27 protein-coding genes and 1 other RNA gene are annotated in these 24,353 nt (G+C 64.6%); 11 read left to right on the top strand and 17 right to left on the bottom strand.

Translation table 11 applies throughout. The annotated features are described in order from the left end of the window. Nucleotides 1-65: 65 nt before the first annotated feature. The 3 genes from KW832_RS13145 (at nucleotide 66) to KW832_RS13135 (ending at nucleotide 7,581) form a co-directional block, all read left to right on the top strand. The gene (locus tag KW832_RS13145; protein WP_218300282.1) at nucleotides 66-2,672 is read left to right on the top strand and encodes a PD-(D/E)XK nuclease family protein; all 2,607 of its coding nucleotides are present in this window, start codon (nucleotides 66-68) and stop codon (nucleotides 2,670-2,672) included. Next, complete coding sequence (locus KW832_RS13140; RefSeq protein ID WP_218300272.1) at nucleotides 2,669-6,148, top strand: exodeoxyribonuclease V subunit beta; 3,480 nt, start codon at nucleotides 2,669-2,671, stop codon at nucleotides 6,146-6,148. Before KW832_RS13145 ends, KW832_RS13140 begins: the two co-directional genes overlap by 4 nt. Before the next feature lie 107 nt (nucleotides 6,149-6,255). Next, nucleotides 6,256-7,581: a TIGR03862 family flavoprotein gene (locus KW832_RS13135; RefSeq protein WP_218300395.1), complete on the top strand. Its 1,326-nt coding sequence runs from the start codon at nucleotides 6,256-6,258 to the stop codon at nucleotides 7,579-7,581. 117 nt (nucleotides 7,582-7,698) lie between these two features. On the opposite strand, the gene ffs is transcribed toward KW832_RS13135, so the two are convergent. After that, nucleotides 7,699-7,795, bottom strand: an RNA gene (gene ffs, locus KW832_RS13130) — signal recognition particle sRNA small type. Nucleotides 7,796-7,893: 98 nt separating this feature from the next. On the opposite strand from ffs, the gene dnaX reads away from it, so the two are divergent. The 6 genes from dnaX (at nucleotide 7,894) to KW832_RS13100 (ending at nucleotide 13,426) form a co-directional block, all read left to right on the top strand. Beyond that, complete coding sequence (gene dnaX, locus KW832_RS13125; RefSeq protein WP_218300270.1) at nucleotides 7,894-9,897, top strand: DNA polymerase III subunit gamma/tau; 2,004 nt, start codon at nucleotides 7,894-7,896, stop codon at nucleotides 9,895-9,897. A gap of 230 nt (nucleotides 9,898-10,127) precedes the next feature. Further along, nucleotides 10,128-10,460, top strand: a complete 333-nt coding sequence (locus KW832_RS13120; protein WP_055398201.1) for a YbaB/EbfC family nucleoid-associated protein — start codon at nucleotides 10,128-10,130, stop codon at nucleotides 10,458-10,460. 249 nt (nucleotides 10,461-10,709) lie between these two features. Next, complete coding sequence (gene recR, locus KW832_RS13115) at nucleotides 10,710-11,300, top strand: recombination mediator RecR (RefSeq protein ID WP_121505989.1); 591 nt, start codon at nucleotides 10,710-10,712, stop codon at nucleotides 11,298-11,300. Nucleotides 11,301-11,402: 102 nt separating this feature from the next. Beyond that, nucleotides 11,403-11,828, top strand: a complete 426-nt coding sequence (locus tag KW832_RS13110) for an MAPEG family protein (RefSeq protein ID WP_121420522.1) — start codon at nucleotides 11,403-11,405, stop codon at nucleotides 11,826-11,828. Nucleotides 11,829-12,016: 188 nt separating this feature from the next. Then, nucleotides 12,017-13,072 carry an ABC transporter substrate-binding protein gene (locus KW832_RS13105; RefSeq protein WP_121505991.1) on the top strand — a complete coding sequence of 352 codons (1,056 nt, stop codon included), beginning with the start codon at nucleotides 12,017-12,019 and terminating at the stop codon, nucleotides 13,070-13,072. Between the two features lie 201 nt (nucleotides 13,073-13,273). Next, on the top strand, nucleotides 13,274-13,426 hold the full coding sequence (locus tag KW832_RS13100) for a DUF3096 domain-containing protein (RefSeq protein ID WP_082437438.1): 153 nt from the start codon (nucleotides 13,274-13,276) through the stop codon (nucleotides 13,424-13,426). A 51-nt stretch (nucleotides 13,427-13,477) separates the two neighbouring features. Here KW832_RS13100 and KW832_RS13095 read toward each other — a convergent pair whose 3' ends face one another. The 8 genes from KW832_RS13095 to KW832_RS13060 form a co-directional block, all read right to left on the bottom strand. Beyond that, the gene (locus tag KW832_RS13095) at nucleotides 13,478-14,998 is read right to left on the bottom strand and encodes a transglycosylase SLT domain-containing protein (protein WP_218300266.1); all 1,521 of its coding nucleotides are present in this window, start codon (nucleotides 14,996-14,998) and stop codon (nucleotides 13,478-13,480) included. Next, nucleotides 14,995-15,771, bottom strand: coding sequence for a hydroxyacylglutathione hydrolase (gloB, locus tag KW832_RS13090; RefSeq protein ID WP_218300265.1), 777 nt, complete (start codon nucleotides 15,769-15,771; stop codon nucleotides 14,995-14,997). Before gloB ends, KW832_RS13095 begins: the two co-directional genes overlap by 4 nt. A gap of 84 nt (nucleotides 15,772-15,855) precedes the next feature. After that, the gene (locus KW832_RS13085; protein ID WP_218300264.1) at nucleotides 15,856-16,104 is read right to left on the bottom strand and encodes a pyocin activator PrtN family protein; all 249 of its coding nucleotides are present in this window, start codon (nucleotides 16,102-16,104) and stop codon (nucleotides 15,856-15,858) included. Then, the gene (locus tag KW832_RS13080; RefSeq protein WP_218300263.1) at nucleotides 16,101-16,529 is read right to left on the bottom strand and encodes a hypothetical protein; all 429 of its coding nucleotides are present in this window, start codon (nucleotides 16,527-16,529) and stop codon (nucleotides 16,101-16,103) included. Before KW832_RS13080 ends, KW832_RS13085 begins: the two co-directional genes overlap by 4 nt. After that, a complete protein-coding gene (locus tag KW832_RS13075; RefSeq protein ID WP_218300262.1) occupies nucleotides 16,526-16,924 on the bottom strand; it encodes a hypothetical protein in 399 nt (132 codons plus the stop codon). The genes KW832_RS13080 and KW832_RS13075 overlap by 4 nt, the downstream gene beginning before the upstream one ends. Further along, on the bottom strand, nucleotides 16,917-17,801 hold the full coding sequence (locus KW832_RS13070) for a hypothetical protein (protein ID WP_218300261.1): 885 nt from the start codon (nucleotides 17,799-17,801) through the stop codon (nucleotides 16,917-16,919). Before KW832_RS13070 ends, KW832_RS13075 begins: the two co-directional genes overlap by 8 nt. Continuing rightward, nucleotides 17,798-18,568 (bottom strand): hypothetical protein, encoded by a 771-nt coding sequence (locus KW832_RS13065; RefSeq protein ID WP_218300259.1) that lies wholly within the window; start codon nucleotides 18,566-18,568, stop codon nucleotides 17,798-17,800. Before KW832_RS13065 ends, KW832_RS13070 begins: the two co-directional genes overlap by 4 nt. Before the next feature lie 78 nt (nucleotides 18,569-18,646). Continuing rightward, on the bottom strand, nucleotides 18,647-18,820 hold the full coding sequence (locus KW832_RS13060; RefSeq protein ID WP_218300251.1) for a YlcI/YnfO family protein: 174 nt from the start codon (nucleotides 18,818-18,820) through the stop codon (nucleotides 18,647-18,649). 104 nt (nucleotides 18,821-18,924) lie between these two features. Between KW832_RS13060 and KW832_RS13055 the strand changes: the two genes are divergently transcribed. After that, nucleotides 18,925-19,551 (top strand): toxin-antitoxin system HicB family antitoxin, encoded by a 627-nt coding sequence (locus KW832_RS13055; RefSeq protein ID WP_218300249.1) that lies wholly within the window; start codon nucleotides 18,925-18,927, stop codon nucleotides 19,549-19,551. A 78-nt stretch (nucleotides 19,552-19,629) separates the two neighbouring features. Here KW832_RS13055 and KW832_RS13050 read toward each other — a convergent pair whose 3' ends face one another. The 6 genes from KW832_RS13050 to KW832_RS13025 all read right to left on the bottom strand — a co-directional run bounded on the left by KW832_RS13050 (nucleotide 19,630) and on the right by KW832_RS13025 (nucleotide 23,368). Then, nucleotides 19,630-19,947, bottom strand: coding sequence for a hypothetical protein (locus tag KW832_RS13050; RefSeq protein WP_218300247.1), 318 nt, complete (start codon nucleotides 19,945-19,947; stop codon nucleotides 19,630-19,632). Beyond that, complete coding sequence (locus KW832_RS13045) at nucleotides 19,944-20,186, bottom strand: hypothetical protein (RefSeq protein ID WP_218300246.1); 243 nt, start codon at nucleotides 20,184-20,186, stop codon at nucleotides 19,944-19,946. The genes KW832_RS13050 and KW832_RS13045 overlap by 4 nt, the downstream gene beginning before the upstream one ends. Next, a complete protein-coding gene (locus KW832_RS13040; protein WP_218300245.1) occupies nucleotides 20,183-22,180 on the bottom strand; it encodes a hypothetical protein in 1,998 nt (665 codons plus the stop codon). The genes KW832_RS13045 and KW832_RS13040 overlap by 4 nt, the downstream gene beginning before the upstream one ends. Further along, complete coding sequence (locus tag KW832_RS13035; protein WP_218300243.1) at nucleotides 22,177-22,431, bottom strand: hypothetical protein; 255 nt, start codon at nucleotides 22,429-22,431, stop codon at nucleotides 22,177-22,179. Before KW832_RS13035 ends, KW832_RS13040 begins: the two co-directional genes overlap by 4 nt. Beyond that, complete coding sequence (locus KW832_RS13030; RefSeq protein WP_218300242.1) at nucleotides 22,428-22,835, bottom strand: hypothetical protein; 408 nt, start codon at nucleotides 22,833-22,835, stop codon at nucleotides 22,428-22,430. The genes KW832_RS13035 and KW832_RS13030 overlap by 4 nt, the downstream gene beginning before the upstream one ends. Before the next feature lie 98 nt (nucleotides 22,836-22,933). Further along, nucleotides 22,934-23,368 (bottom strand): helix-turn-helix transcriptional regulator, encoded by a 435-nt coding sequence (locus tag KW832_RS13025; protein WP_218300240.1) that lies wholly within the window; start codon nucleotides 23,366-23,368, stop codon nucleotides 22,934-22,936. A gap of 81 nt (nucleotides 23,369-23,449) precedes the next feature. Here KW832_RS13025 and KW832_RS13020 point away from each other — a divergent pair, with 81 nt between their 5' ends. Then, entirely contained in the window at nucleotides 23,450-23,695 is a 246-nt protein-coding gene (locus KW832_RS13020) for a helix-turn-helix transcriptional regulator (RefSeq protein ID WP_218300234.1), read from the top strand. A gap of 53 nt (nucleotides 23,696-23,748) precedes the next feature. Here the strand turns inward: KW832_RS13020 and KW832_RS13015 are convergent, their stop codons facing one another. Further along, a complete protein-coding gene (locus tag KW832_RS13015; protein WP_218300233.1) occupies nucleotides 23,749-23,994 on the bottom strand; it encodes a hypothetical protein in 246 nt (81 codons plus the stop codon). A 72-nt stretch (nucleotides 23,995-24,066) separates the two neighbouring features. Then, nucleotides 24,067-24,318 carry a hypothetical protein gene (locus tag KW832_RS13010; RefSeq protein ID WP_218300231.1) on the bottom strand — a complete coding sequence of 84 codons (252 nt, stop codon included), beginning with the start codon at nucleotides 24,316-24,318 and terminating at the stop codon, nucleotides 24,067-24,069. Nucleotides 24,319-24,353: the final 35 nt, after the last annotated feature.

Below are 24,353 nucleotides of genomic sequence, written 5' to 3'. Positions count from 1 at the left end.
AAAGTCTGGGCATTGTGACAGAAACCAATCCCACGTTCACCGGTGTGGCCGGGCCTTGCGACGCTATGACAGTCATAGCGAAAAGCGATCAAACCAGTGGGTTTGCTGTCGCCAGCACCGCCTTGTGGCAACGTGCTCTGGCCCAGGTTGCCGCACATGCCCAGGCCCATGGCGCCCATTTGGCGCGCACCGTGGTGCTGGTGCCTTACGCCCAGCTCATGCCCTGGGCCCAGCGCCACTGGGCGCTGCAGTTTCCGCAAGGCTTTGCGCCGCGCTTTGAAACCACCCGCAACTGGGCCCGCCAGTTGCAGGTGTTTGAGCCTTCGGCCGACGACTTTGCGGGCGACGTGGCGCGCGACACCCTCACGGCCCGCGCCTTGCTCGATCGTGTGGGGCAGGGCGCCCAGCGCGAGATGCTGGCCACGCCCTTGCAGGAAGCCGTCGCCCAACTGGCCCCCGCCGTGGCCGCTGTGCCCCCCGCGCAGCGCGCCGCCTGGGGCGACGAGGCCCGCAAACTGCTGGCCACCGCCGACGAGGGCAGCAGCCTGCATTACGAGGCCCTGGTGGCGCGCCTGGCGCTGGAATGGGTGCTGGCCTCGCGTCACGCCACCGATGTGCTGTTCGAGCCCGGTGTGCGCGCGGCGGTGGATGTGCTGGTGGTGCTCGAAGGCTTTCAGTCCGACGCGCTCCCCCAGGCCCTGCTGGCCCATTGGGGCGAGCAGGGGGCTTGTGTTGCGCTGCCAGCATTGGTCGATGAAGCTCCCGCGCCGCCAAAACGCGCTCTGCACGCAGCCACCGATGCCGAAGACGAAGCCCACCGCGCCGCCGCCTGCGTGTTGGCCCATGTCCGCGATGGCCGGGTGCCCGTGGCGCTGGCTGCGACTGACCGGGCCTTGATCCGCCGCGTGCTGGCCCATCTGGACAGCAGCGGGGTGCTGGTGCGCGATGAAAGCGGTTGGATTCTTTCCACCACGCGCGCCGCCTCACGGGTCATGGCGGCGCTGCAGGCCGCAGCGTGGAATGCCTCGTCCAACGAGGTGCTGGACTGGATCAAACACACTCCCGCGCTGATGTCGGGTGAGGTCAACCGCCTGGAGCAATGGCTGCGAAAGGGTGTGGTACAGCATTGGAGCGCCGCCGCAGCCCGCGACCTGAGCGCGCAGCCCCACCTGGCCCGCACCGTGGCCACGGTGGAGGCCTGGCGCGAATCCCTGCGCGCCGCGCGCCCGCTGGCGCAGTGGCTGCCCGCCCTGCGCGCCGTGCTGGAGCAGGCGGGCCAGTGGCAGGGCCTCTTGGCTGACCCGGCTGGCATGCGCGTGTTGGCCGCCCTGCGCCTGCAAGACGGCCAGCAGGCCGAGCTGGACGGCTGGGGCGACAGCGCAGGCCGCCGCATGGCGCTGGCCGAATTCACCCGATGGTCCAAGGACGTGCTCGAAGCCGGGCGCTACGTGGCCGCGCAGGCCGCCGATGCGCCCGTGGTGGTGGTGCCCCTGCCGCAACTGCTGGCTCGCCCCTTTGCCGCCGCCGTGCTGCCGGGCTGCGATGAAAAGCGTTTGCAAGCCGCGCCGGAGCCTGCGGGCGACTGGTCGCAGGCTCAGCGCGAGGCCTGGGGCCTGCCCACACGCCAGTCGCTGGAGGCCGCCCAGCGGGCCGCCTGGGCCCACGCCCTGCGCACGCCCGTGGTGGACGTGCTGTGGCGCACCGGCGACGAGGGCGGCGAGCCCCTGTTGGCTAGCGCCCTGGTGCTGGCCCTGCAACTGGATGGCGCCGCTACACCCGGCACGGACGACCGTGCGGCCCGTGCAGTGGCCGCCACCCCCACACTGCGTCCCCAGCCCGTGGGCCAGGCGTTGCCGGTGGCGCACCTGTCCTCTACCGCGTATTCCGACCTGCGCCATTGTCCGTACCGCTTCTTTGCACAGCGCCAGCTGGGCCTGCGCGAGGCCGACGAACTGGACGCCGAGGTGGACAAGCGCGACTTTGGCACCTGGCTGCACGCCGTGCTGCAGCACTTTCACGAGGCGTTGCTGGCCGACCCGACCGACCACGCGGAGGAGCGCCGCGCCCGCATGGACGCCGCCGCCGAGGCCGTCACCCGCGAGCAGCGGTTGCAAGACGGCGACTTCCTGCCCTTTGCCGCCGGCTGGGCGCAGCTGCGCGATGGCTACCTGCAATGGCTGGCGGGCCATGAGCAGCAGGGCGCCAGCTTCCGCCAGGCCGAGGTCAAGGCGCGCCAGCCGCTGGGCGACCTGGAGCTGGTCGGCACCCTCGACCGCATCGATGGCATCTCGTCCACCGGCGAGCCCACGGTGCTGGTCATTGACTACAAAACCGAAAGCGACAGCGTGACCCGCCAGCGCATCAAGAGCGGAGCGGAGGACACGCAACTGGCCTTCTACGCCGCCCTGCTGAGCCACGACACCCTGCGCGCTGCCTACGTCAACGTGGGCGAGCGCGGCGAGACGCAAATGCACGAACAGGACGAAGTGGTGCACCTGCGCGATGTGCTGGTTGAAGGCATCCAGCACGACATGGCCCGCATCGCCGCCGGTGCGCCGCTGCCCGCGCTGGGCGAGGGCTCGGTGTGCGAGTTCTGCGCCGTCCGCGGACTGTGCCGCAAAGACTACTGGGCGGACGCTGAACAGGCGTTGCCCGCGCAAGAGACGCCATGACCGTCAGCATTCCACAACCCACCCAGGCCGCCTACGAACACAACGGCCGCCCCGTCTCGCGCGAGGCCTTCTATGCCATTGCCTGCGACCCCGCACGCAGCGTGGCGGTGGAGGCCTGCGCCGGTGCGGGCAAGACCTGGATGCTGGTTTCGCGCATGCTGCGGGCGCTGCTCGATGGCTGCGCGCCGCACGAAATCCTGGCCATCACCTTCACCAAGAAGGCGGCCGGGGAGATGCGCCAGCGTTTGCAGGAGTGGCTGGAGCAGTTCAGCCACAAGCCGCTGGAAGAACTGACGGCCGAGCTGATTGCAAGGGGAATCAGCCCCCAGGGCGCACTGGACAAGCGCGAGGCGCTACAAAATCTATACCGCCAGCTACTCGAAGCGGGCCGCCCGGTGCAAATCCGCACTTTCCACAGCTGGTTTGCCGCGCTGCTGGGCACAGCCCCGCTGGCGTTGCTGCAGCAACAGGGCCTGCCCGCACACTTTGAGCTGCTGGAAGACGATGCCGAGGCCGTGCGCGAGGTGTGGCCCCCGTTCTTGCAGACCGTTGCCGACAGCGCCAGCCTGCGCGCCGACTACGAAGCCGTGGTGGCCCGCCACGGCCGCTCGCAAACGCACAAGGCCCTGGCAGCGGCGCTGGCCAAGCGGGTGGAGTTCGATCTGGCCGACGCGGCAGGTGTGGTGGATGCCTCGGTGCCGCCGTTCCAGCAGGCCTACCCCGAACTGGCCGCGTTGGCAGAGCCGGCCGATGCTTTGCAGACCGAAGCTGCTCTTCAACGCTGGCGCAGCCGCGCCAGCGCCCTGGGCGCAGAGGCCAACAAGACCCCGCAGAAGGCGGCGGACGCCATCATCGACGCGCTGGGCTGCTCCGACCTGAACCAGCGCCTGGACATGCTGCGCAAAGCGATGTTTGTGGCCAAGGAAGACCGCCTCTCCAAGAACCTGGAGAAGTTCCCCGCCGCGCAGGAGGCCGAGCCCGAGTTGCAGCGCCTGCTCACAGCTCGCCGCCAGCACGAGGCCTGGCAGCACCAGCAGCGCATGGCCCGGCTGGCGCGCTGCCTGATTGCGCAGTTTGTGGCCGTCAAGCAGCAGCACGGCTGGGTGGACATGAACGATGTGGAGCGCACCGCCCTGGTCATGCTGGCCGACCCGGTGCTCAGCGGCTGGGTGCAGGAGCGGCTCGATGCCCGCATTCGCCACCTGCTGGTCGATGAGTTCCAGGACACCAACCCGCTGCAGTGGCAGGCGCTGCACGCGTGGCTGTCAGGCTATGCGGGCTCGGGCGGCGGGTCTGCCGCGCCCAGCGTATTCATCGTGGGCGACCCCAAGCAGAGCATCTACCGCTTTCGCCGCGCCGAGCCGCAGGTGTTCATCGCCGCGCAGGCCTTTATGCGTGATGGGCTGCGCGGCGACCTGCTCAGCTGCGACCACACGCGCCGCAACGCACAGGGCGTGATTGCCGCGGTCAACGCCGTCATGGGCCAGGCCCAGGCGCAGAACGAGACCACTGGCTTCCGCGACCACACCACCGAATCGAAACACCCCGGCCAGTTGCTGCGCCTGCCCGCCATCACCGATGCGGACGACGACAGCCAAGGCGCAGACCGTGACCCCCTGGCCTGGCGCGACAGCCTGACCGAACCCCGCCACGAGGCCGAAGAAACCCAGCGCATGCGCGAGTGCACGCAGGCCGCCGCCTGGGTGGCTGCGCAGATTGCCGCCGGCACGCTACCCAAAGAGGTGCTGGTGCTGGCCCGCAAGCGCGATCGCCTGGCCAGCATGCAAGACGCCCTGCGTGCCCTGCACCTGCCCTGTGTGCAGCCCGAAAAGGCCGACCTGTTCGACGCGCCCGAGGTGCAGGACATGGTGGCGCTGCTGGATGTACTGGTCTCGCCCACCCACGACCTGTCGCTGGCCCGCGCGCTCAAGTCGCCCCTTTTCAGCCTGGGCGACGACGCCCTGGTGGCCTTGGCCGTGCTGCGCCGCCAGCCGGAACATGCGGGCTGCAGTTGGTTTGATTTGCTATTAAAAAGTGAGCTGCTTGCGCCTGATTTGAAAGCGCTGGGGCCTGTTTTGATTCAATACCAAGACTGGGTGAGTGGCCTGCCGCCGCACGATGCGCTGCATGCCATCTACGAACATGGCGATGTGCTGGCCCGCTTTGCCGCCGCCGCCCCGGTCACCCAGCGCCAGGCAGTGCAGGCCAACCTGCGCGCGCTGCTGGCGGCATCGCTGCAGCACGATGGCGGCCGCTACCTCACGCCCTATGCGTTTGTGCGGGCCATGAAGAAGGGCGGCGTGCGCGCCCCCGGCCGGGCCGATGCGCAGGCCGTTCGCCTGCTGACGGTGCACGGCGCCAAGGGGCTGGAGGCCGACTGCGTGCTGCTGCTTGACACCGACACCCGCCCGCAAAAAGCCGAGACCATGGGCGTGCTGGTGGACTGGCCTGGCGAGCAGGCCGTGCCGTCGGCCTTCGTCTTTCTGGCCAGCGAATCGAACCCGCCGCCCAGCGCAGAAGGCGCGCTGGCCGCCGAGCAGCAGGCCCGCAGCCGCGAGGAGCTGAACATGCTCTACGTGGCCATGACGCGCGCCAAACATTGCCTGGCGCTGTCGTCCGTGTTGCCCAGCAATTCGGCGCCGGGCAGTTGGTGGAACCGACTGGCACCACTGGTGACAGAGGTGGACACGGGCACGGCCCCTGCGCTTTCCGCTGGAGCCGGTGCGACCCCCGACACCTTCACCATCGCCGCGCTGCACCCCCTGCCCGAAGCCCTGCAAAGCGCCCGTACCAAACCGGGTGCTGCAGCCGCCGACCCCACCAGTGCTACGCCCGTTGCCATGCCTGGCGACGCGGAGTCCACCCCCCTGTCACGCCAGGGTGATGCCATGCACCAGCTGCTGGAGCAGGCCGGTGTGGCCGGTGCTCCGCTGGCCGACCTGCGCGCCCACGGCTGGCCTGCTGCGCGCATCGCCCGGCTGGCCAGCGACCACGACATTGCCCCTGCAGCGGCCGAGTTGGCAGCCCGCATGGCACAGGGCATCCTGGCCGGGGAGGGCGCCTGGGCGTGGGACCCGGAGCAGGTGCAGACCGCCATCAACGAAGCCCCGCTGCATTACCAGGGTCAAAGCCTGCGCATCGACCGGCTGGTGCTACGCCGTGCCCTGTCTGCAGATGATGCCGTGGCAGGCTGGTGGGTGCTCGACTACAAAAGCGCCGCCCAGCCTCAGCGCCAGCAAGCGCTGGTGGCGCAACTGCAGCGCTACCAAGAAGCCGTACAGGCCCTGATGCCGGGCGAGGCCGTGCACGCGGCCTTTCTCACAGGCGATGGGCGTTTGGTGCGGGCAGGGGGCGGGCCCACCCTTGCCGCCGTCGGGCATACTCTCGCCCCCGCTGCGCCGGATGCCCCGGCAAAGCCCGAGCGTCCACGCCCCGCGCCGGGGCCTGCAGATTCTGCGCAAGGCTCTTTGTTTTGACCCGCACCCAGGGCTTCCAACCCGCGCAACGCCCCCATTTTTAGCAAGGTTCTCCCGTGTCTCACACCCTTTCTCCTTCCGATTCACCCGTCGCACCAGCCCTGCCTATGGGGACTTTGCGGTGCGATGTGGCCATCGTCGGCGGTGGCCCGGCGGGCCTGATGGCGGCCGAGGTGCTGGCCCAGGCGGGGGTGGCCGTTCATCTGTTCGACGCCATGCCTTCGGTGGGGCGCAAGTTTCTGCTGGCGGGCAAGGGCGGGCTCAACCTCACACATTCCGAGCCCCATGCTCCGTTTGTCAGCCGCTATGCAGAGCGCCAGCCTCAGCTCGAACCTTTGCTGCAGGAATTTGGCGGGCCCGAGGTCCGGGCCTGGGCGCAAGGCCTGGGTGTGGAGACCTTCGTGGGCACCTCCGGCCGCGTGTTCCCCGCTGACATGAAGGCCGCGCCCTTGCTGCGCGCCTGGTTGCAGCGCCTGCGCGGGCAGGGCGTGGTGTTCCAAATGCGACACCGCTGGCTGGGCTGGTCGGACGATGGTGCCCTGCGTTTTGCAGCCCCTGCGGGCGAGGTGCCTGTGGCCGCCAGGTCGGTGGTGTTGGCGCTGGGCGGCGGCAGCTGGGCACGCCTGGGGTCGGATGGTGCCTGGGTGCCGCTGCTGGCGCAGCGCGGTGTGGCTGTGGCGCCGCTGCGGCCCTCCAACTGTGGTTTTGACGTGCTGCGCGCCGATGCGCCGGCGGGTGAGACGCGCCGCGCGTTCTTGCAGGAGCTGATCGGCCGCACCCCCGTTCCCGCTGTGGGCTGGACGCCCCATTTTGTCGAGCGTTTTGCCGGCCAGCCCTTCAAGACGGTGGCGCTGGCTTTCACCGACAGCCAGGGCCGCACGTTCAGCCGCAGAGGTGAATTCGTGGCCACAGCGACAGGCGTCGAGGGCAGCCTGGTCTACGCCGCATCGCACCTGCTGCGCGATGAGATCGAGGCCCACGGCCATGCCACTTTTCATCTGGATTTGCTGCCCGACCACACGCCGGAACGCGTGCTGGTGGAAGTGCGCCATCCACGCGGATCACGTTCATTGTCCAGCCACCTCAAGAGCCGTCTGGGGCTCGATGGCATCAAGGCGGGCATCCTGTATGAACACCTGGGCAAGGACGGCATGAACGACCCGGTGGCTCTGGCACACGCCATCAAGGCACTGCCCATCACGGTCGTGGCCACACGGCCCATCGACGAAGCCATCAGCACCGCCGGTGGTGTGGCTTTTGAGGCGCTGGACACGCACCTCATGGCCCATGCCTTACCGGGCGTGTTCTGCGCGGGCGAAATGCTCGATTGGGAGGCGCCCACCGGGGGCTATCTGCTCACGGCCAGCTTGGCCAGTGGCCGCGTGGCGGGGTTGGGCGCGCTGCACTGGCTGCGCCAAGCTGCCGGAACTTGAACACGCTGAACGAAAGGTGCTTGCGCCTGAGGCGAAGGGCCTGGCCTCGCCAGGCAAGAGGACATCGCGAAGGATGTCGCCTATGGGAGGGGGCTGCGCGACAGCGCAAAAAAAGAAGTTGACGAGCCTTACCCCCGGCACTGACTCCACAGTTAGGGCTGCTTGGTTCCCCACCTGACCCGGTTGGCCGCTTCACCATGCGAGGAGGCCCGTCGCCGTCGATTGTACGACGGATGCGGATGCACTTTTCTGAACAGCCCCGCTGCCGTGGGCGCTGGAAGGACACTCGGCACAGCCCGTAGAATCTGCCGAATGTCCTACCTCGTGCTCGCCCGCAAGTACCGCCCCCGCAATTTCACCGAAATGGTGGGGCAGGAGCATGTGGTGCAGGCCCTCACCAATGCGCTCAACACACAGCGCCTGCACCATGCCTACCTGTTCACAGGCACGCGGGGTGTGGGCAAGACGACGGTGTCGCGCATTCTGGCCAAATCGCTCAACTGCCAGGGGCCCGACGGTCAGGGCGGCATCACCGCAACACCCTGCGGCGTGTGCTCGGCCTGTACGGATATCGACAGTGGTCGCTTCCCGGATTACACCGAGCTGGATGCTGCATCGAACCGGGGTGTGGATGAGGTGCAGAGCCTGCTGGAGCAGGCGGTCTACAAGCCAGTGCAGGGCCGCTTCAAGGTCTTCATGATCGACGAAGTGCACATGCTCACGAATACGGCGTTCAACGCCATGCTCAAGACGCTGGAAGAGCCTCCTGAATACCTCAAGTTCGTGCTGGCCACGACCGACCCGCAGAAGGTGCCGGTGACGGTGCTGAGCCGCTGTCTGCAGTTCAACCTGCGGCCCATGGCGCCCGAGACGGTCCTGAGCCACCTCACGCAGGTGCTGGCGTCGGAAAACGTATCGTCCGAGCCCCAGGCTCTGCGGCTGCTGTCGCGCGCCGCGCGGGGCTCCATGCGCGATGCACTGTCGCTCACCGACCAGGCCATCGCTTTTGGCAGCGGCCAGTTGCAGGAAGCCGCCGTGCGCCAGATGCTGGGCGCGGTGGACCGCTCCTACGTGTTCCGCCTCATCGGCGCGTTGGCCGAGGGCGACGGCAAGACCGTGGTGGAAACCTCGGACACGCTGCGTCTCAATGGCCTGTCGGCCGCCTCCACGCTCGAAGAAATGAGCGCCGTGCTGCAGCGTATGGCGGTGTTCCAGGCCGTGCCGCAGCTGGCAGGCGCCGTGGATGCCGACGACCCCGAGGCCGCAGAAACGGCCCGTCTTGCCGCGCTGATGCCTGCTGACGAAACCCAGCTGCTCTACAGCCTGTGCCTGCACGGGCGCGGTGAACTGGGTCTGGCGCCCGATGAGTACGCGGCACTGACCATGGTGCTCCTGCGCTTGCTGGCGTTCAAGCCTGTAAGCGGTGTTGGCGGCGTTGGCGAATCGGCTGAAAAAAAAACTCTGACGCGGGCTGAAGCGGCGTCTTCCAGCCCACCAGCAGCGGTTTCTGCCGCTCCCGCAGCGGCTGCCGTGGCGGTGCCAGCCCCCGTGGCGCGAACGGCGCCGACGCCCGCGCCTGCTCCCCAGGTGCCACCAGCGGTGCCTCCCGCAGCGCCTGCAGCAGGTGCCTCGCCCGCATTGCCACCGGAGATTTCTGCAGAACCCGCCGAATCCGTGGACTCCTCGGAGCCACCACCCTGGCCAGGCTCGGAAGAGCCGGGTGCTGCATCACCTGCAAACTCCGCCGCCACGGCACTGCCGGTGCGTACGCCCGAGAGATTTGGGCAAAATCAGCGTCCAGCGCAACCTCAGCAAGCGCAAGGCGCTCCTGAATATGTAGCAATCCCGGTGCGTGAATCGCCCGAACCAGGGGAGCGTCTGCAACCGTTGCCGCTTTCTGCGCCCACGCCCGTCTCTGCGCGCTACACGCCCACCGAGGAGGGCGATGTCTGGCATGCCACCGTGCAGCAGATGGTGGCGGCAGAATCGATTACCGCCCTGGTGCGCGAACTGGCCCTGCAGTCGCAACTGGTGGCGCGCGACGGAGGCCACTGGCTGCTGCGTGTGGAGCGTGAGTCGCTGAACCAGCCTACTGCACGCGAGCGCCTGCGCGCCGCGCTGGAGGCTGCGGGCCATGCCACCCAGATCAGTGTGGAGGTGGGCCACGTCATCGACAGCCCCGCCCGCCGCAATGCCGCTGCCGCGGCCGAGCGCCAGCGCCGTGCTGAGGAGATTGTGAACAACGACCCCTATGTGCAGTCGCTGGTGCGCGACTATGGCGCGAGAATCGTGCCGGGCAGCATCAAGCCTGCGTGAGATGAAGCGCCCCCTGAGTCGCCTGCGGCGCCTTCCCCCTCTCTCGCTTCGCGGGAGGGGGACGCACTCGGTGGCTTGGCAAAGCCAGCTCCACGAGTGCACTGGATTGGCGTGTGCCAGTTTCGAGGGCCGCTGACATTGCACAGCACAATACCGTGCATCTCGGATACCGAATCTCTCTCCCTTCGTGGGAATCGATCAACCAGAAAGAAAGCAAAGGAAACCACACCATGTTCAACAAAGGACAACTTGCAGGCCTCATGAAGCAAGCCCAGGCGATGCAGGACAACCTCAAGAAGGCGCAGGACGAGCTGGCCTTCATCGAGGTGGAGGGTGAATCGGGCGCGGGCCTGGTGAAAGTGGTGATGACGTGCAAGCACGACGTCAAGCGCATCACCATCGACCCGAGCCTGCTGGCCGAAGACAAGGACATGCTGGAAGACCTCGTTGCGGCGGCGTTCAATGCTGCGGTGCGCAAGGCGGAAGAGACTTCTTCGGAGAAGATGGGCAAGCTCACCCAAGGCATGCCAGGCCTCCCCGGCGGCATGAAATTCCCTTTCTGAGGGTTGGCTACCGAGCGGGCGATCTGCGTCGTTGGGCGGTGCTCGGAATCCTCACGTACAGGAAGTACGTTCCGGTTCCTGTGCTCCGTCCGCCTAGCAGCTCATCCCGCTCGCTACGCCCTTGAGGGTGGGGTGTGAAGGCAGAGGGCGAGCACCTGTTTGTCTTCCCTACATCCGTTTGGGCTGAGCTTGTCGAAGCCTGGCTCCGCCGCTCCCTACAACGTCACGCGCATCGCATCTAGTCTGTCCATGTCCACCACCAACTCCCTCGACGTTCTGATCCAGGCGCTGCGCCGCTTGCCGGGGGTGGGGGTGAAGTCTGCGCAGCGCATGGCGTTTCATTTGCTGCAGCATGATCGGGAGGGGGCGCTGGCCTTGTCGCGGGCGCTCGGCGATGCGGTGGGCACCGTGCACCATTGCGCGCGCTGCCACACGTTCACCGAGGCCGAGGTGTGCAGTACCTGCCTGGACCCTGAGCGCGATGCGACGCGGCTGTGCGTGGTCGAGACACCGGCCGATCAGTCGGCGCTGGAGCGCACGGGGGCATTCAAGGGGCTTTACTTTGTGCTGATGGGGCGGCTGAGCCCCCTCGATGGCATTGGCCCCAAGGAAATTGGCCTGCAAAAGCTCATGGACCGGGCCACCGACGGCACCGTGCAGGAGGTCATTTTGGCGACCAACTTCAATGCCGAAGGAGAGGCCACGGCCCATGTGATCAGCGAGGCGCTCAGGAGCCGGGGGCTGCACGTGACACGGCTCGCGCGCGGCGTGCCCGTGGGCAGCGAGCTGGAGTACGTGGACCTGGGCACGATTGCGCATGCGCTGGTGGATCGTCGCTAAGTGTTTGTTCGCGAAACTTGTGCCTGCGGCGGCTAGAATACTCACAATTTAATAGCTGCTAGCGCTTGTGTATCAAGCGCTAGAGCCAAAAAAGGCTTAAAAATGAATACCACCATGCATGTCGCACGGTTCACAGTGGCCTACTGGTGCGTGCTGATCGCAGCCCTGCTTCCCATGGGCTGCGCCTGGCTGGCCAAGAGTGGCAGCTTCGGCAAGTCGCGCAAGGACGGTGGCTTTGACAACCGTGACCCCCGCGCCTGGATGGCTCGGCAGACCGACTGGCGGGCCCGCGCCAATGCGGCGCAGGCCAACAGTTTCGAAGGCTTGCCGTTCTTCATCGGTGCCGTGATCATCGCGCACCTGCTCGGGGCGGGGCAGACGTTGCTGGACATGTTGGCGCTGCTGTACGTCATGCTGCGCATCTTCTACATCATGATGTACGTGTCCGACATGCCCACCGTGCGCAGTGTGGTCTGGGCCGCAGCGTTTTTGGTCAATATCGGCATCCTGTTCGTCGGCTACCGCTGATCTTTGCCAGCCCGGCCTTTGAAGAAAGGCTGGCGCCACTCTTTCGGGGGCTGCCTGTCGGGCTCCAGTTTCTTTTAACCCTGGTACGTAGAAACCCGCAGGGATTCCCCCTGATGCGGGTTTGTGGGCTCTGGGGCACGATTGTTGCAATGCAGCATTGCTGTTTCCACTGATTCTCACGGATTGTCATGACCCGCCCCTTGCTCACCCGCCGCGCCTTTGGCGCCGTCTCCGCCCTGTCGGCGGCGGGGGTGTTTGCGCCTGCCATTGTGCGGGCGCAGGCAGAGGGGGCAGCAGCGTTGGGCAACGTCACCATTGCCGTGGGCGGACAGGGCGTGCTCTACCACCTGCCGCTGGCGCTGGCCGACCAGCTGGGCTACTTCAAGGCGGAAGGTCTGGACGTGACGGTGCGCGATTTTTCGGCCGGCGCCCTGGCCCTGCAGGCGGTGCAGGAGGGTGGGGCCGATGTCTGTGCCGGAGCCTTCGAGCACACCATCCGGCAGCAGGTGCGTGGCCAGTCCTACCGCTCGCTGGTGGTGATGGGGCGTGCGCCTCAACTGGCGCTGGGGGTTTCGCAACGCTCGCTGCCTGCGTACAAGGATCTGGCGGATCTGCAGGGACGGCGCATTGGCGTGTCATCGGTGGGGTCGTCCACGCACCTGGCGGCCAGCGTGGTGCTGGCCCGAGCGGGCATGGGGCCGCGTGACGTGGCGTTTGTGGGCGTGGGATCTGGCATGGCCGCGATGAATGCGCTGCGTTCCGGACAGGTGCATGCGCTGTGCCATGCCGACCCGATCATGACGCTGCTGGAGCAAAAGGCAGACACACGCATTGCCGGCGACATGCGCTCACTCAAGGCCGCGCAGGAGATGTTTGGCGGCGCCCTGCCAGCCAGCTGTCTTTATGCGCCGCAGCCCTTCCTGCAAAAACATGCCGCCCAGGCCCAGGCACTGGCCAACGGCATCGTGCATGCCCTCAAATGGCTGCAGACCGCTGCCCCGGCAGACCTTGTCAAGGCGGTGCCTCCGGGCTACCTGATGGGAGACCGGGGGCTGTACCTGGCGGCCTTCAGCCGGGTGCGCGAGACCTATTCGACCCACGGGATGATGCCCGATGATGGCGCAGCCACGGCCTTGCGCGTGCTTTCGCGCGTGCACCCCGAGTTGGCGGATTTCAAGGTGGAGCTGGCACGCACCTACACCAACGATTTCGTGCGCAAGGCGCGGCAGAAATTCAACGTCTGAGCTTGCGCACCGGATACCCGCTGGGTCACTTTGGGGGTGACCACAGGGGAGCATTGGCAGTGCAGGACCCAGATTGATCAGTGGATGCCGCGCGCTGTCGCAATGCATCGGCATCCGGGTCGGGAAGATGGCTTACATTCGTCGGCGTTCGGTTTGCCGTAGCCTCAGCCTACCAGTCATCTACCTCACCAGGATTGCTCCATGTCTTTTACCCTCAGCATCGGCCCGCTTGTCTCTTTGATCGCGGGCATTCTCATCCTCGTCATGCCCCGTCTGCTCAGCACCATCGTGGCGCTGTACCTCATCATCATGGGCATTCTGGGGCTGCTGGGCATGCACTCGCTGAAGTTCTGAGGCGCCTGGTGACGCCTTCTTGCGCGTTGCCCGCGGCGTTTCAATGGCGTTTTAGCGGCGCTTGACCTTGGAGGGGGTTCCCCCTCGGCGTACAGGCGCAGCAGCCGAGCGCTTATCAGAACCGGAGCGGGCCACCGTGCCACGGGCCTGCGTGGCCTGTCGCACGGGCAGGTATATGACCACCTGTTCGCCCAGCTTGAAGGCCGCACTGGCGCGCACGTCGTTCCAGTCGGCCACGCTGGCAGCGCTGAGCTTGTAGCGCCGGGCAATGCTGGCCACGGTTTCTCCCTTGCGGGCTCGCACCGTGGTGCGGCGGGTCACGATCTCTGGCGAGAAAGCGACCTGGCCGTTGTCTGCCAGGTGCGAGGAGACGTCCTGCCGGATGGCGGATGAACGCGGGACCATCAACGCCGAGCCTGCCTTGATCAGCATGCGGGGAGGAATGTTGTTGATGCTGCGCAGGTCGTTCTCGCTCATGCCTGCCCGCTGCGCGGCTTCCGAGACCGTCATGGTGGAGGGCACGGACCACACGGTCCAGCTTGCATACTGGCCCTCGCGGCGCGCTTCAAGGTTGCGCTGGAACACCTTGGCGTTGTCCCAGGGCAGCAGGATTTGTGGTGTACCGGCAGCCAGAATGACAGGCTTGTTGAACGACGGGTTCAGCGCGCGGAAATCTTCCTCGCGAATGCCTGCCAGCGTGGCCACCAGCGCAACGTCGATGTCATGGGTGATGTCCACCGTCTGGAAATAGGGGTGGTTTTCGATGAGGGGCAGCTCGGTGCGGAAGGCCTCGGGGTTGGCTACGATGTTCTTCACGGCCTGCAGCTTGGGCACATACATGCGGGTTTCGGCCGGCATGTTCAGGTCGGTGTAGCTGGTGCCCAGTCCCTGCTTCTGGTTGCGGGCAATGGCCCGGCCTACGCTGCCTTCGCCCCAGTTGTAGGCGGCCAGGGCTAGGTGCCAGTCGCCAAACATGCCGTAGAGCTTTTGCAGGTAGTCGAGTGCAGCGCGCGTGGATGCGAGCACATCGCGGCGGTCGTCGCGGAAGGCGTTCTGCTTGAGGTCGAAATAGTTGCCGGTGGCGGGCATGAACTGCCACATGCCGGCCGCCTTGGCGCTGGACACAGCCTGCGGGTTGAACGCGCTTTCGATGTAGGGCAGCAGTGCCAACTCGGTGGGCATGCCGCGTCGCTCCAGCTCTTCAACGATATGGAAAAGGTACTTGCTGGAGCGCTCGGTCATGCGCTGCATGTAGTCGGGTCGCGTGGCGTACCACTGCTCGCGGTCCTGCACCAGTTCGTGCTGCAGGTCTGGCATGGCAAAGCCTCGGCGGATGCGGTCCCACAGGTCGGCGGGGGCCGAGAGCGATGCGACCTCGCCGCTGGAGGCCTGCGCGGCGGTGATGGGCCTGAGCGGGCCGTTGGGGATGACGGGGGTGTGTGCGGTCCGGGGTGGTGCACCGGTGGGTGTGGAGGGTGCGCTGTCAGCCGCGCTGTCCTGCGAAGGCCCGGTGGTGGCGCAGCCCGTGAGCCAGAGCGCGCACGCCAGGCAGGCGATGTGCAAAATTTTCATCGAAACTCGTTTTTCCATTGACGCAGTGCGGCCAGTACCGCCACGGCATCGTCTTGATTCACCTTTGCGTCGTAGCCATGGGCCGCCTGGGCCACTGCAGGCTGTCGCACGCGCAGGAAGGGGTTGATGTCTTGCTCCAGGGCCATGCGCGACGGCAGTGTGGGCTGGTGGTGGGCCCGCAGTGCTTCGCACTGGCTGCTGTAGTGGAGCAAGGCCGCATTGCCGGGTTCCACGGCCCGCGCAAATTTCAGGTTGGAGAGGGTGTACTCATGGGTGCAGCATACGCGGGTGTTGCCGGGCAACGCCGCCAGCTGGTCCAGGGAGTTCAGCATTTGGGCGGGCGTGCCTTCAAACAGCCGGCCACAGCCGCCCGAAAAAAGCGTGTCGCCGCAGAACAGCAGGGGCTCCCCGTCGATGTCGGGGCAGTAGTAGGCAATGTGGCCAGCGGTATGGCCAGGCACATCCATGACTTCGAACCGAAGTCCCATGGTTTCCACGGCATCACCGTGCGCCAGGCGGTGCAGCGGCTCGGGGATTTTCTCGCGTGCGGGGCCGTAGACCACGGCGCCGGTGGCGCTGCGCACGGCAGCCACACCGCCGACATGATCGGCATGGTGGTGCGTGACTAGAATGGCCTTCAACTGCACGCCAAGGTGCTGCAGGGCCTGCAGCACAGGCGCGGAATCTCCCGGGTCCACAACGATCGCCTGGCGGCCGTCGTGCAGCATCCAGATGTAGTTGTCGGTAAAGGCGGGCAGCGGCAGCAAGTTCATGAGCGATCAAATTATAGGTTCGGCCTATCTCCCTCTGGAGAGGGTGATCTGTCACACCAGCTGTCACCCCGGAGTGACAGAAAATCAAACGGCCTGCATCTTACGATGCTGTGACTTGGCCCGGTCGGCACGGTCCTTGATCCACTTTTCCAGATCCTCCCGCAGGACGTAGAGCGGCCCCTTGCGGGTGCCGTTGATGCGGAATGCCGGGATGGGGAGGGTGTTGGTCGCCGCCTTGCGCTGAGCAATCCGGGGCGTGATGTTGAACACGGGAGTAGCGATGTCAGCCAGGGGGATCATGTTTTCCCCAAGGATGTTTTTGGAGTCTGTCATGGTGTGGTTCTCCTGAGTTCTGCCACCTCACGTTCAAGCGCGCGCACCTTGGCTCGGGCCAGTGCCAACTCCTCATAGGGGATAGGGTGCTCGCCGTCTTTGGCGAGCAGCACAGGGCCGGAGCCACCATTGATGATCGCTGCATGGGCGAGCAGAGCCGAGTGCGCTTTCCCCACCTCGGCTTCGGCGCCTCGGTCTCTTGCAGCCCGCACGGCCGCCACCTGCAGGTCGAAGCAGAGCTGTGCGTGTTCTTCGTACCATGCGGCGGTGTCCACCACGGTGGGCAGGGTGCTCATCCTGTGGACTGCAGGGCTCATGGGCTGCGGCGCAACAGATGCGGCCAGTGCAGCGGCGACAAGGCTGCCTGGCTGCGGGGACTTGTTCCAGGGCGACAGGCGGGCGAGCTTTTCGAAGGCTGAGGTCATGCTGTTGTGCCTCCTTGGACGGATGCGAATGGATTGCCGCGCGGTGGGCTGCCCACCACCAGAGGGAAAGGCCAGCAAGCTGCCTCCCGTGCGCGCTGGGCCTTGATGGCTTCGGGGCGCTCATGGCTCAGCCAGACTCGCACTTGCACCGTCACGCTGCGGGCTACATTGCGCACCTGAATGACCTTCTTGCCAATGGCCTGGCCTTGGCCGTAGTTCTGGCCTCGCACGGCGCGCGATCCATCCGGGTTGATGGTGCGGATACCAGGAGCGTCCACGTCCTGGGCCCTGGCCAAGCCTGCCGCGACGATGGCGGCTGGCGTGCCGGTGTAGACGGCCTGGGCGTGGTCCATGTGGCGGAACACGCCGGGAGAAATTTCTACGCGGTCATGCATGGTCGGCACCCCCCGCCTTTCCGGCCTGAAAAGCCTCCATCAAACTGTCAACGTGGTCGTCCACGAGCCGCCTGCATCCATTCAGCAAATGGATGACGGCCCAGAGTGTCAGGTCATCAAGGCCATCACGGTTCACGGCGCTCGCTACATCCACCACGATCAGGTACTCGTCAGAGAGCCTCGGAAAATAGCCGCTGACGTGGTCGGAGAGGCTCTCTTCTGCTTCGTTATAGGCCCCGTCAACAAGCTGAGAAAGCCGTTCCACCAGAGCCTGCACTCCAAAGGCTGCACTGCTGTCCATGTAGTCGATCTGGGCCGCGAGGATGTGCTGCGCGGCTTGATGAATCCCGCCGACCTCGCTGATGACTGCTCGCCATGCCGGGATGGAGTCGGGCACTCCCGAACCGGCGGCTGCATCTGAAGTGCAAGGCTCGATGTTCGGAGAAAGCGACAAGTCAATGCTCAGCCGGTCCAGGTTGTTATCGCTTTCATCAACTATCTCGCAGACGCTAATGATGCTTGGGGAATGGATGTCTACCTCCATGCCCTTCGCCAGGGATGCGGCTCCTCGCAGGAGGGCACATGTTTGGGCGGTCTCGCCTCGTGCGTCTTCGCAGGCCGCTCCCGTGAGCGGTGCGGACTGCAAGTATTCGACCGATCTACCCACCCCACCTGCCGCCATGTCCAGCAGAAGCCCAACATCCGCCTCCATGGGGCCAATGGAGTTGGCAATCTGTGTGATGGTTGCCCGGGCCCCCTGCAGGTCGCCCCGAATGGCCTCCAAGAGGCTAAGAGAGGTGCTGGGCTTTGTAGCCGCACCGGTCTTTTTGGCAGTCTTGGCTGTCGTCCTGAGTGTTGGCGCAGCTACGGCGTTCATGCTGCACCTGCCTTGCCCAGCGCCGCGAAGTTGGGGCCGTAGTTCCACACGTCGTGGGTGCCATATATCTCACCGCCAACGGCGCTGTCAGCCATGCCCCCCAGCTGACGGGCGAAGAGTTGGGCCGTGTCTATCAACACACTTTTGTCCCAGCTATCTTCGGTTACTTGCGCGCTCATCAACACGCGGTCGAGCGTGAGCGCCACTTCCGCGATCCCGGTGATGATTGCGCACAACTGAGCGTGGTTGTAGGGGCCTTGTCCATCGGTCGGGCCGTCGGCGCGCCGGATAGGCGGTGTTGGCCGCTCTTGGAATTGGCGAAGTCCGGCTCGGATGCCCTCTGCCATAGCTTCGCACCCATCTTGCTCTAAGCCGTATCCGTGGGAAGCCGTGCGCAAGGATTGATGCACCACCAACAAGGGGGCGATGGCTGGGCTGCCGGGACGCTCGGCCCGTTCAACTGCGATAGCGCCGTACACCATCGCGACTGCTCTGTAGAGAGCCGAATCGCAATTTGGCAGGCTCACCAGGTCATCCGCTGCGGCCTGAAGCAGCTCGGATCCGTTGATGCTCATCTGCTCGTTGTGCATGTCATAGATGGCCTGCAACTGTTCTGCCATCGTCTGGACGACCAAGGACTCGTCCTCCGTAATGGCTCTGGTCGCTGGTGCGGCCGGGGCAATCACGGGGGCAGGTGCGAGTTTTGTCTTGGCGCGTGAAGTGGCCTTGGTTGCGCGTTCAGGCGCGACTGCTGTAGCATTCGACATGTTCTGGTTCCTTGCATGGGTTCTGGATCAAGAAGCCCTTGAGCGCTCTCACCTGCTCAGGGGCTTCGCCTTTCGTGGCTACTGCGCGCCGCTTTTGAGCGCTTTCTTTTGCTGCACGTCCTTCTCTACCGCTCTCACGATGAAGGCGTTCAAGCTAATGTGCTGGCTTTCGGCTTTTTCCTTCGCCTTGTCTTGAAGCACTTGGGGGATCCGAAGAGTGATCCGCGCGTGCTGCTGTTTTCCCAAGATCATTTGCTTCCTTTCGTGACACTGTTGTCGTGTCGATTGTAATTTTGCCGCTGACACAGTTTCGGTGTCAATAGGCGCTGACACTGTTTTGGTGGAAAATTACCGCTATGGACGATGAAGACCGCTACACCCGCATTACGCTGCGCATTCCGAAAGAGCTCCACAATCGGCTCAGTGCGGAATCCGAAAGAACCAGCAAGTCTTTGAATGCTGAGATCGTTGGGCGTCTCGAAGACACCTTCAGACTTATGCAGGTGACCGACTTCGCGCTTCTCTTGGCCAAACTCGAAACCTCGATTGCTGAGACCGAATTCGCTCTGCTGTCCACAAAAAACGACCTGGCGAACATGGGCATCCTGCTTGAACAGACAGTGGACGCTGTAGAGCGTGGCTCCGAGATCAGCAAAACTCGACTGGCTGGCCTCAAGAAAGCAGCGCACTGGGCCCAACAAGCTGGACACGTTGAAAAGGCTCAACTGGAAGTGGGCTATGAGCGCGCCTTTGATGCCAAAGCCCGGATGCGATCGGTCACCGAGAACTGGGTGGGAGAAGAAAGAGCCCAGCGCGTGGCCGCTCGTTTTGATACCACCACGGCACCGCTTACCCCGTTTGACTACCAACCGAAACCGAGCATCGTGCAGGTGCTGTTCGGGCCAGATTCCGAGCTCTGGGCGGAGCAACCAGAACCGATAGTGAAAAAGCGCGCCCCCCGCAAGACAAAACCCAAGTCCTGACCCCGCCACGAAACATTCGTTGGTGCGCGATGCGCTCAGGAATGAGCACATCTACTGTGGTGGGAATCGCCATACCCATCACTCCACCACATCAAGTCGCGGTAGCGCGCGCACTTCGTCCACCGTCAGCACGTCTTCTACCTCGCCCCGTGAGGTGGCCTGCAGGTCACACAGCTTCGCCAGCGCGCGCAGTGCCTTGCGCTCCACTTGCTTCGCCCGAGTGACTGCTGCATAGGCATCACGCATGACGGGCCGCCAGGGCGAGAGCACGCCACCCAGGCCTTTCCCTTCCTTGCTCAACTGCCGCAGGTGGCGGCCAGCCGCGAGGCGGGCTTTCTGAGAGCTCCGCCAGCGCTGGGCGGCGGAGGCAATCTCAAGCAAGAGGCGGTCGCTCATTTGGTAAGCCCAGGTTCATCGTTCAGAGCCGCTGGCCAGCGCTTGAGTCGCTTCAGCGTGCGGCTGATGGGCAGCACGCGGTAGACAGCCAAGACGCCGCCGAGGTTGCGCAGAACGATGTATTCCTGCCCGCCCGCCGTGGCAGGTCCGCTCAGGTCCGATGCTGGTTGCTGGGCGCCTGGCACGCGGCCAGTGTGGAGTTTTATCGCCCGCTGGATGAGGTCATGGAAGGTCGTCATGGCTTGATCTTTCCTGTAGCGATCAGGGCGCGGACAATGAACTGCTTTTGCGGGGCCAGGGACGCGTCGGCAACCCATGGCGCTCCCTTGGCCTTGGTGATGGCCTGCGCATCACCATTCCAGAGGAACGTGGCATTCATGTGGAACGTGCCAACCTGCGTGCTGGCCGGGTTAGCGCCAGCAGCCAGGTTTTCCACGATCACCACGGCGGCCGGGGCCTTGGCCGGGCGCACGTATTCCACCGCCGCCACGTAGCGCGCGTCCCAGCCGCCCTGCACCAGCTTGGCGCGTGGCGTTTCTAAGGGCGCGGACCACGTCCCCCACGCCGTACGCTTTTGGGTGATGACGCCCGCAATCCGCACGCGCTCTGTGAAAAGCTCGTCCACCACCCGTGGGACATCGATATAGACCCCAGCGTCCCTGATCCAGATACTGTCGTGCAGCATCAAGTCGGGGCACCCAGTCCAGTACATGGCGCCCGTGTAGGGGTCTGCCACGCGGTATTCAAACAGCACCACCGTCACAGTGGAGCCGACTGGCACAAAGGCATCAGACGACACCACCAGCCCCGGGGAGCTATCTGAAACTATCCGGGTGCTGTCAAAGTAATCATCCGGCACAGTGGCTGTGATGCCGCTGAGCCCGGGTGGCATCAGAACGTAGTGCTCAGTGCGCGGGTTCTCCAAGTGGAAACGGTAGCCGTACTGAGCCGATCCGTTGGCCGTCCAGCCAAACAGGTTCTCGGGCGGCATGAAATCCACACGCAGCAGGCGCTCGGGGTACATCTCGTTGTCGCCATCGTCCCAGCGCGGAATCGTGGTGAAAGGCTGCGCGTTGGTCAGGGTCGTCCTGAACGACAGCAGCGTCGAAGTAGAAACCGCTTCATTCGTGATAGTGCCGCCCGCCCCTGGGGCCGGTATGGAGCGGTACGCTACGTTGTAGGGGAAGGACAGGATGCGCGCCGTCAGGTGCCGGTCGCCAATGCCGCCCATCAGGTGGTCTTTGACGGCTGCCACCTGTGAGGGCCTGGCAGCGTTGCGGGCGTCTTGCACCGGAAACCAGGGGCGCTGCAGTGCCAGCAGGGCTTCACGCTGCTCTGTCCATTCAGCCAGGGCTGCAAGGTATGCGCCTTGCGCGGCCTCCCATGCGGCGTGGGCGGCATTCCATGCGGCAATGGCGGCCACGTTGTAACTAGAGGCTGCCATGCCTGCGCCAAGGCGAATGCCCGTGTTGACCCGTGGAACAAAAAGTGTCAATAACGGGGATTCGCTATTGCAGTGATCGGCAAGATGCTTCACCTCGATCCCACCCGTCACAGACACTATTTCGAAAATCGGCTTGACGTCGTAGGTGTACGTGAAGACCTCTGAGACACTATCGCCGCCCACGGCGTATGTATCCAGGAAAGGGAACTCATCAGACTGGGTGCGAACGCTCCCGCACTCTGCCGGGGTGACAATGAATCTCCCCTCAACAGTAGATTCAAAAATCCGACCAAGCCCAGGCACGCTAGCGAATGCGGTGAATCTTTGGATCGTGACACCCTCTGAGGGAGTTTCGGTTTCCGGTATCAGCCCCGTTTCTGCCAGCGGCGGATATTCCGGCTCAGGCCCAGGCGACTCTGGCTTTGGTGGCAGGTCGTCATAGGGGAAGTCAACCAGTGGACGTTCCCAGATGGGCAGGTGCGAAGAGTTGAAAAACGCCGTCCAGGCAATGAACGCGCCACCGCCGCTGCCCACCGGCCAGAGCAGCATGGTCTTGGCTTTGCCAACCACCACGATCTCATACCGGGATCCGTCTGGTAGACGACCCGTCTCACGTGGATTGGGTACAACCGATAGCCGCGCGCGGGTGCAGAACTGCACGAACGCTTGCTGTGCCATTTGGCGCTGAGCTGGGGTTGCTTGCCCGCCGATGACGCGCAGTTCCGGCGGTGGAGTTGGGCCCACCGGGTCGCCGGTGGGGGTGAGCGCGTATGGGTCGAAAAGAGTCATTGAGCGACTCCTTGCGATGCTTGGCAACTGTCGAGCTGCAGCTGCACTTCATGTGCGACAGCGGTAGTCCTGGCCAGTTGTGCCGCGAGGGCGGCCGACTTTGCCACCTCATCCGCCAGGGCCACCCTGTCGGCGTAGCGTGCCCGCTCGATCAAGCGGCGGGTTTGCGGCGGCATGCTTTCGAAGTCGACGGCTGCCCACAAATCGTCTGCGCCGACGAACAGCTGGGTGAATCGTGCGGTGGGATTCATGTTGCTGCTCCTCCATGCTCGGTGCGTAACACATTGGCCATGGCGCGCCGGGCGTGTACAGCGTGCTCCCGGCCCAAGTGGTGGGCCAGGGCCATCAGGCCCGCTTCAAGAGCTTCAAGCGTTATCGGTCCCGTTTGCTCCAGCAGCGTGCCGGGCTCCGTGATTTCGACGAGGGAAGGGGGGACGACGGATCCGATGCGGCCACTTTCGGCCTGGGCATCGCACCAGTCAGCCAGGCTGCGGGCCTGGATAGCCCAGTCTTGGGCTTGTGCGGCCGCGTGGCGCAAGCCGCAAGCAGCGGCTGGCCAGCGTTGCGAATCGAGGGCGCTATGTGCAAGAGCGCAGCGGCGGCTGTGCTCTTCGGGGGCCGCCTGCAGCAGGACGACCAAGTCGGTAGGTGCCATTTGTCACTCCATCGAGCGCTGCGAAATGCGGCGCGACGGCGTGAATTATCAGTCCGACTAAATTACCAAGTCAACAAAAAACATCAGTCAGACTAAATTTATTTGCGAATGTCGAGTTGAAGCTGGGAAGCGGCCATAAGAATTGCTCCCTCAAGACGAAGTCTTGATGCTTGGTCAAGGGCTGCAACTTTCTTGGGATCAACCTCGGGAAAGGGCCACTGATGCTCCTTGTCGCTGGGTTGTTGAGACAGGCCCAGGCTCATCGACTCCAACTTCTGGGCGATGTCGGGGCTGAATGCTTCAACGCCCACCCCCAACACTTGAGCGAAGCGTGATGCGGCTGAAGGATTGAGCGGGATACGTCCGTTCAGGTACTGATTCATCGCGCTCTGTCCCAGTCCCAACAGATCGGCGCAGTGTTCCTGCGACCACGGCAGATGATCTATGTTGCGCCTGGCCTGCCAGCCACGAAAGATGGCTTTGAGGCGTTTTGCGTCTTCGAGTTGGTCGGGAGAAAGAGGTTTTGCGGGCATGTCGAGAGCCTATAAGTCACACCACAGATAATCAAGTAGTCGGACTTGTTAAATTGTTTGGTCTGACTAATAATGCCGACCATGATTGATTTAAAGCTGCTTTGCCTTCGGCTTGACGCTTCGCAGGCCACCCTCGCTGATGCGTTGGGGTGCTGCCAAGCAAATATCAGCCACTACCGGCGGGGGCAGCGCATCCCCGATCACCGTGCGGCGAAGTTGATTGAATTCGCATCGACGCGTGGGTTGCCCCTGACTTTTGACCACATCTACGGTGATCTGCCGTTGCCAGAGTTGGTCGGCGCCAACCAGGAGCCCGCCCATGGCTGATACGCCGGACACCGAGAAACGTATGGATGTGGCAAAGCGCGGCCTCACGACGTCTAGCTTGCAGCTGTCTGAAGCATGGCGGAAATTGCAGCATCGAAGCCCGCAATCGTCTCGTCGGGAACAGCGTTCCCCAGGTGCTGAGAACGTACGTGCTCCTCAAGGTGCGCCAGAGCGTTTAGAAAAGATGCTCTTTGCTCTTTGGGCATGGTTACGAGGAGCGCGCTGATGGTTGCGTTGAGTGCTGACACCTCGCCTTGCAACGTCGCCAGCATCTTCTCTTGCTGCGTGAGTTTTTGCATGTCTGCCCCTCTCGGTGATGGTTGTGTGAGAACTCCATCGTACGTCCGGGAGAGGGCGGGCACCCATTCCCATCACAGCTCCCCCCGCCGCCAGCGCGGCATGCGCTTCGAATCGCCCCTGTCAATCAGCTTGGTCTGTGTCGCCTGCCCACGCAGCAGCAGCGAACCGCTTTGCCAGGCCATTTCCACTGTGGACGTGCTCAAGACACGAGTGCGCAAGCCAGTCGTGGGGTCGATGTTTGTGGACAGCGCCGTGCGGGTGGAGTGGTGGAACGGCCGGGTGTCCGGTGCTGCGGTGAATTCAGAAGGGCGTGATGTGTTCATGCCCTCTATTGTTTTTTTTCGCCCGTTCGCTGTCA

It is taken from the genome of Acidovorax sp. sif0632 (assembly GCF_019218805.1).
GTDB classification, from domain to species: domain Bacteria; phylum Pseudomonadota; class Gammaproteobacteria; order Burkholderiales; family Burkholderiaceae_C; genus Acidovorax; species Acidovorax facilis.
The sequence above is the reverse complement of the archived record's forward strand: the minus strand, read 5'-3'. Positions and strand labels throughout refer to the sequence as shown.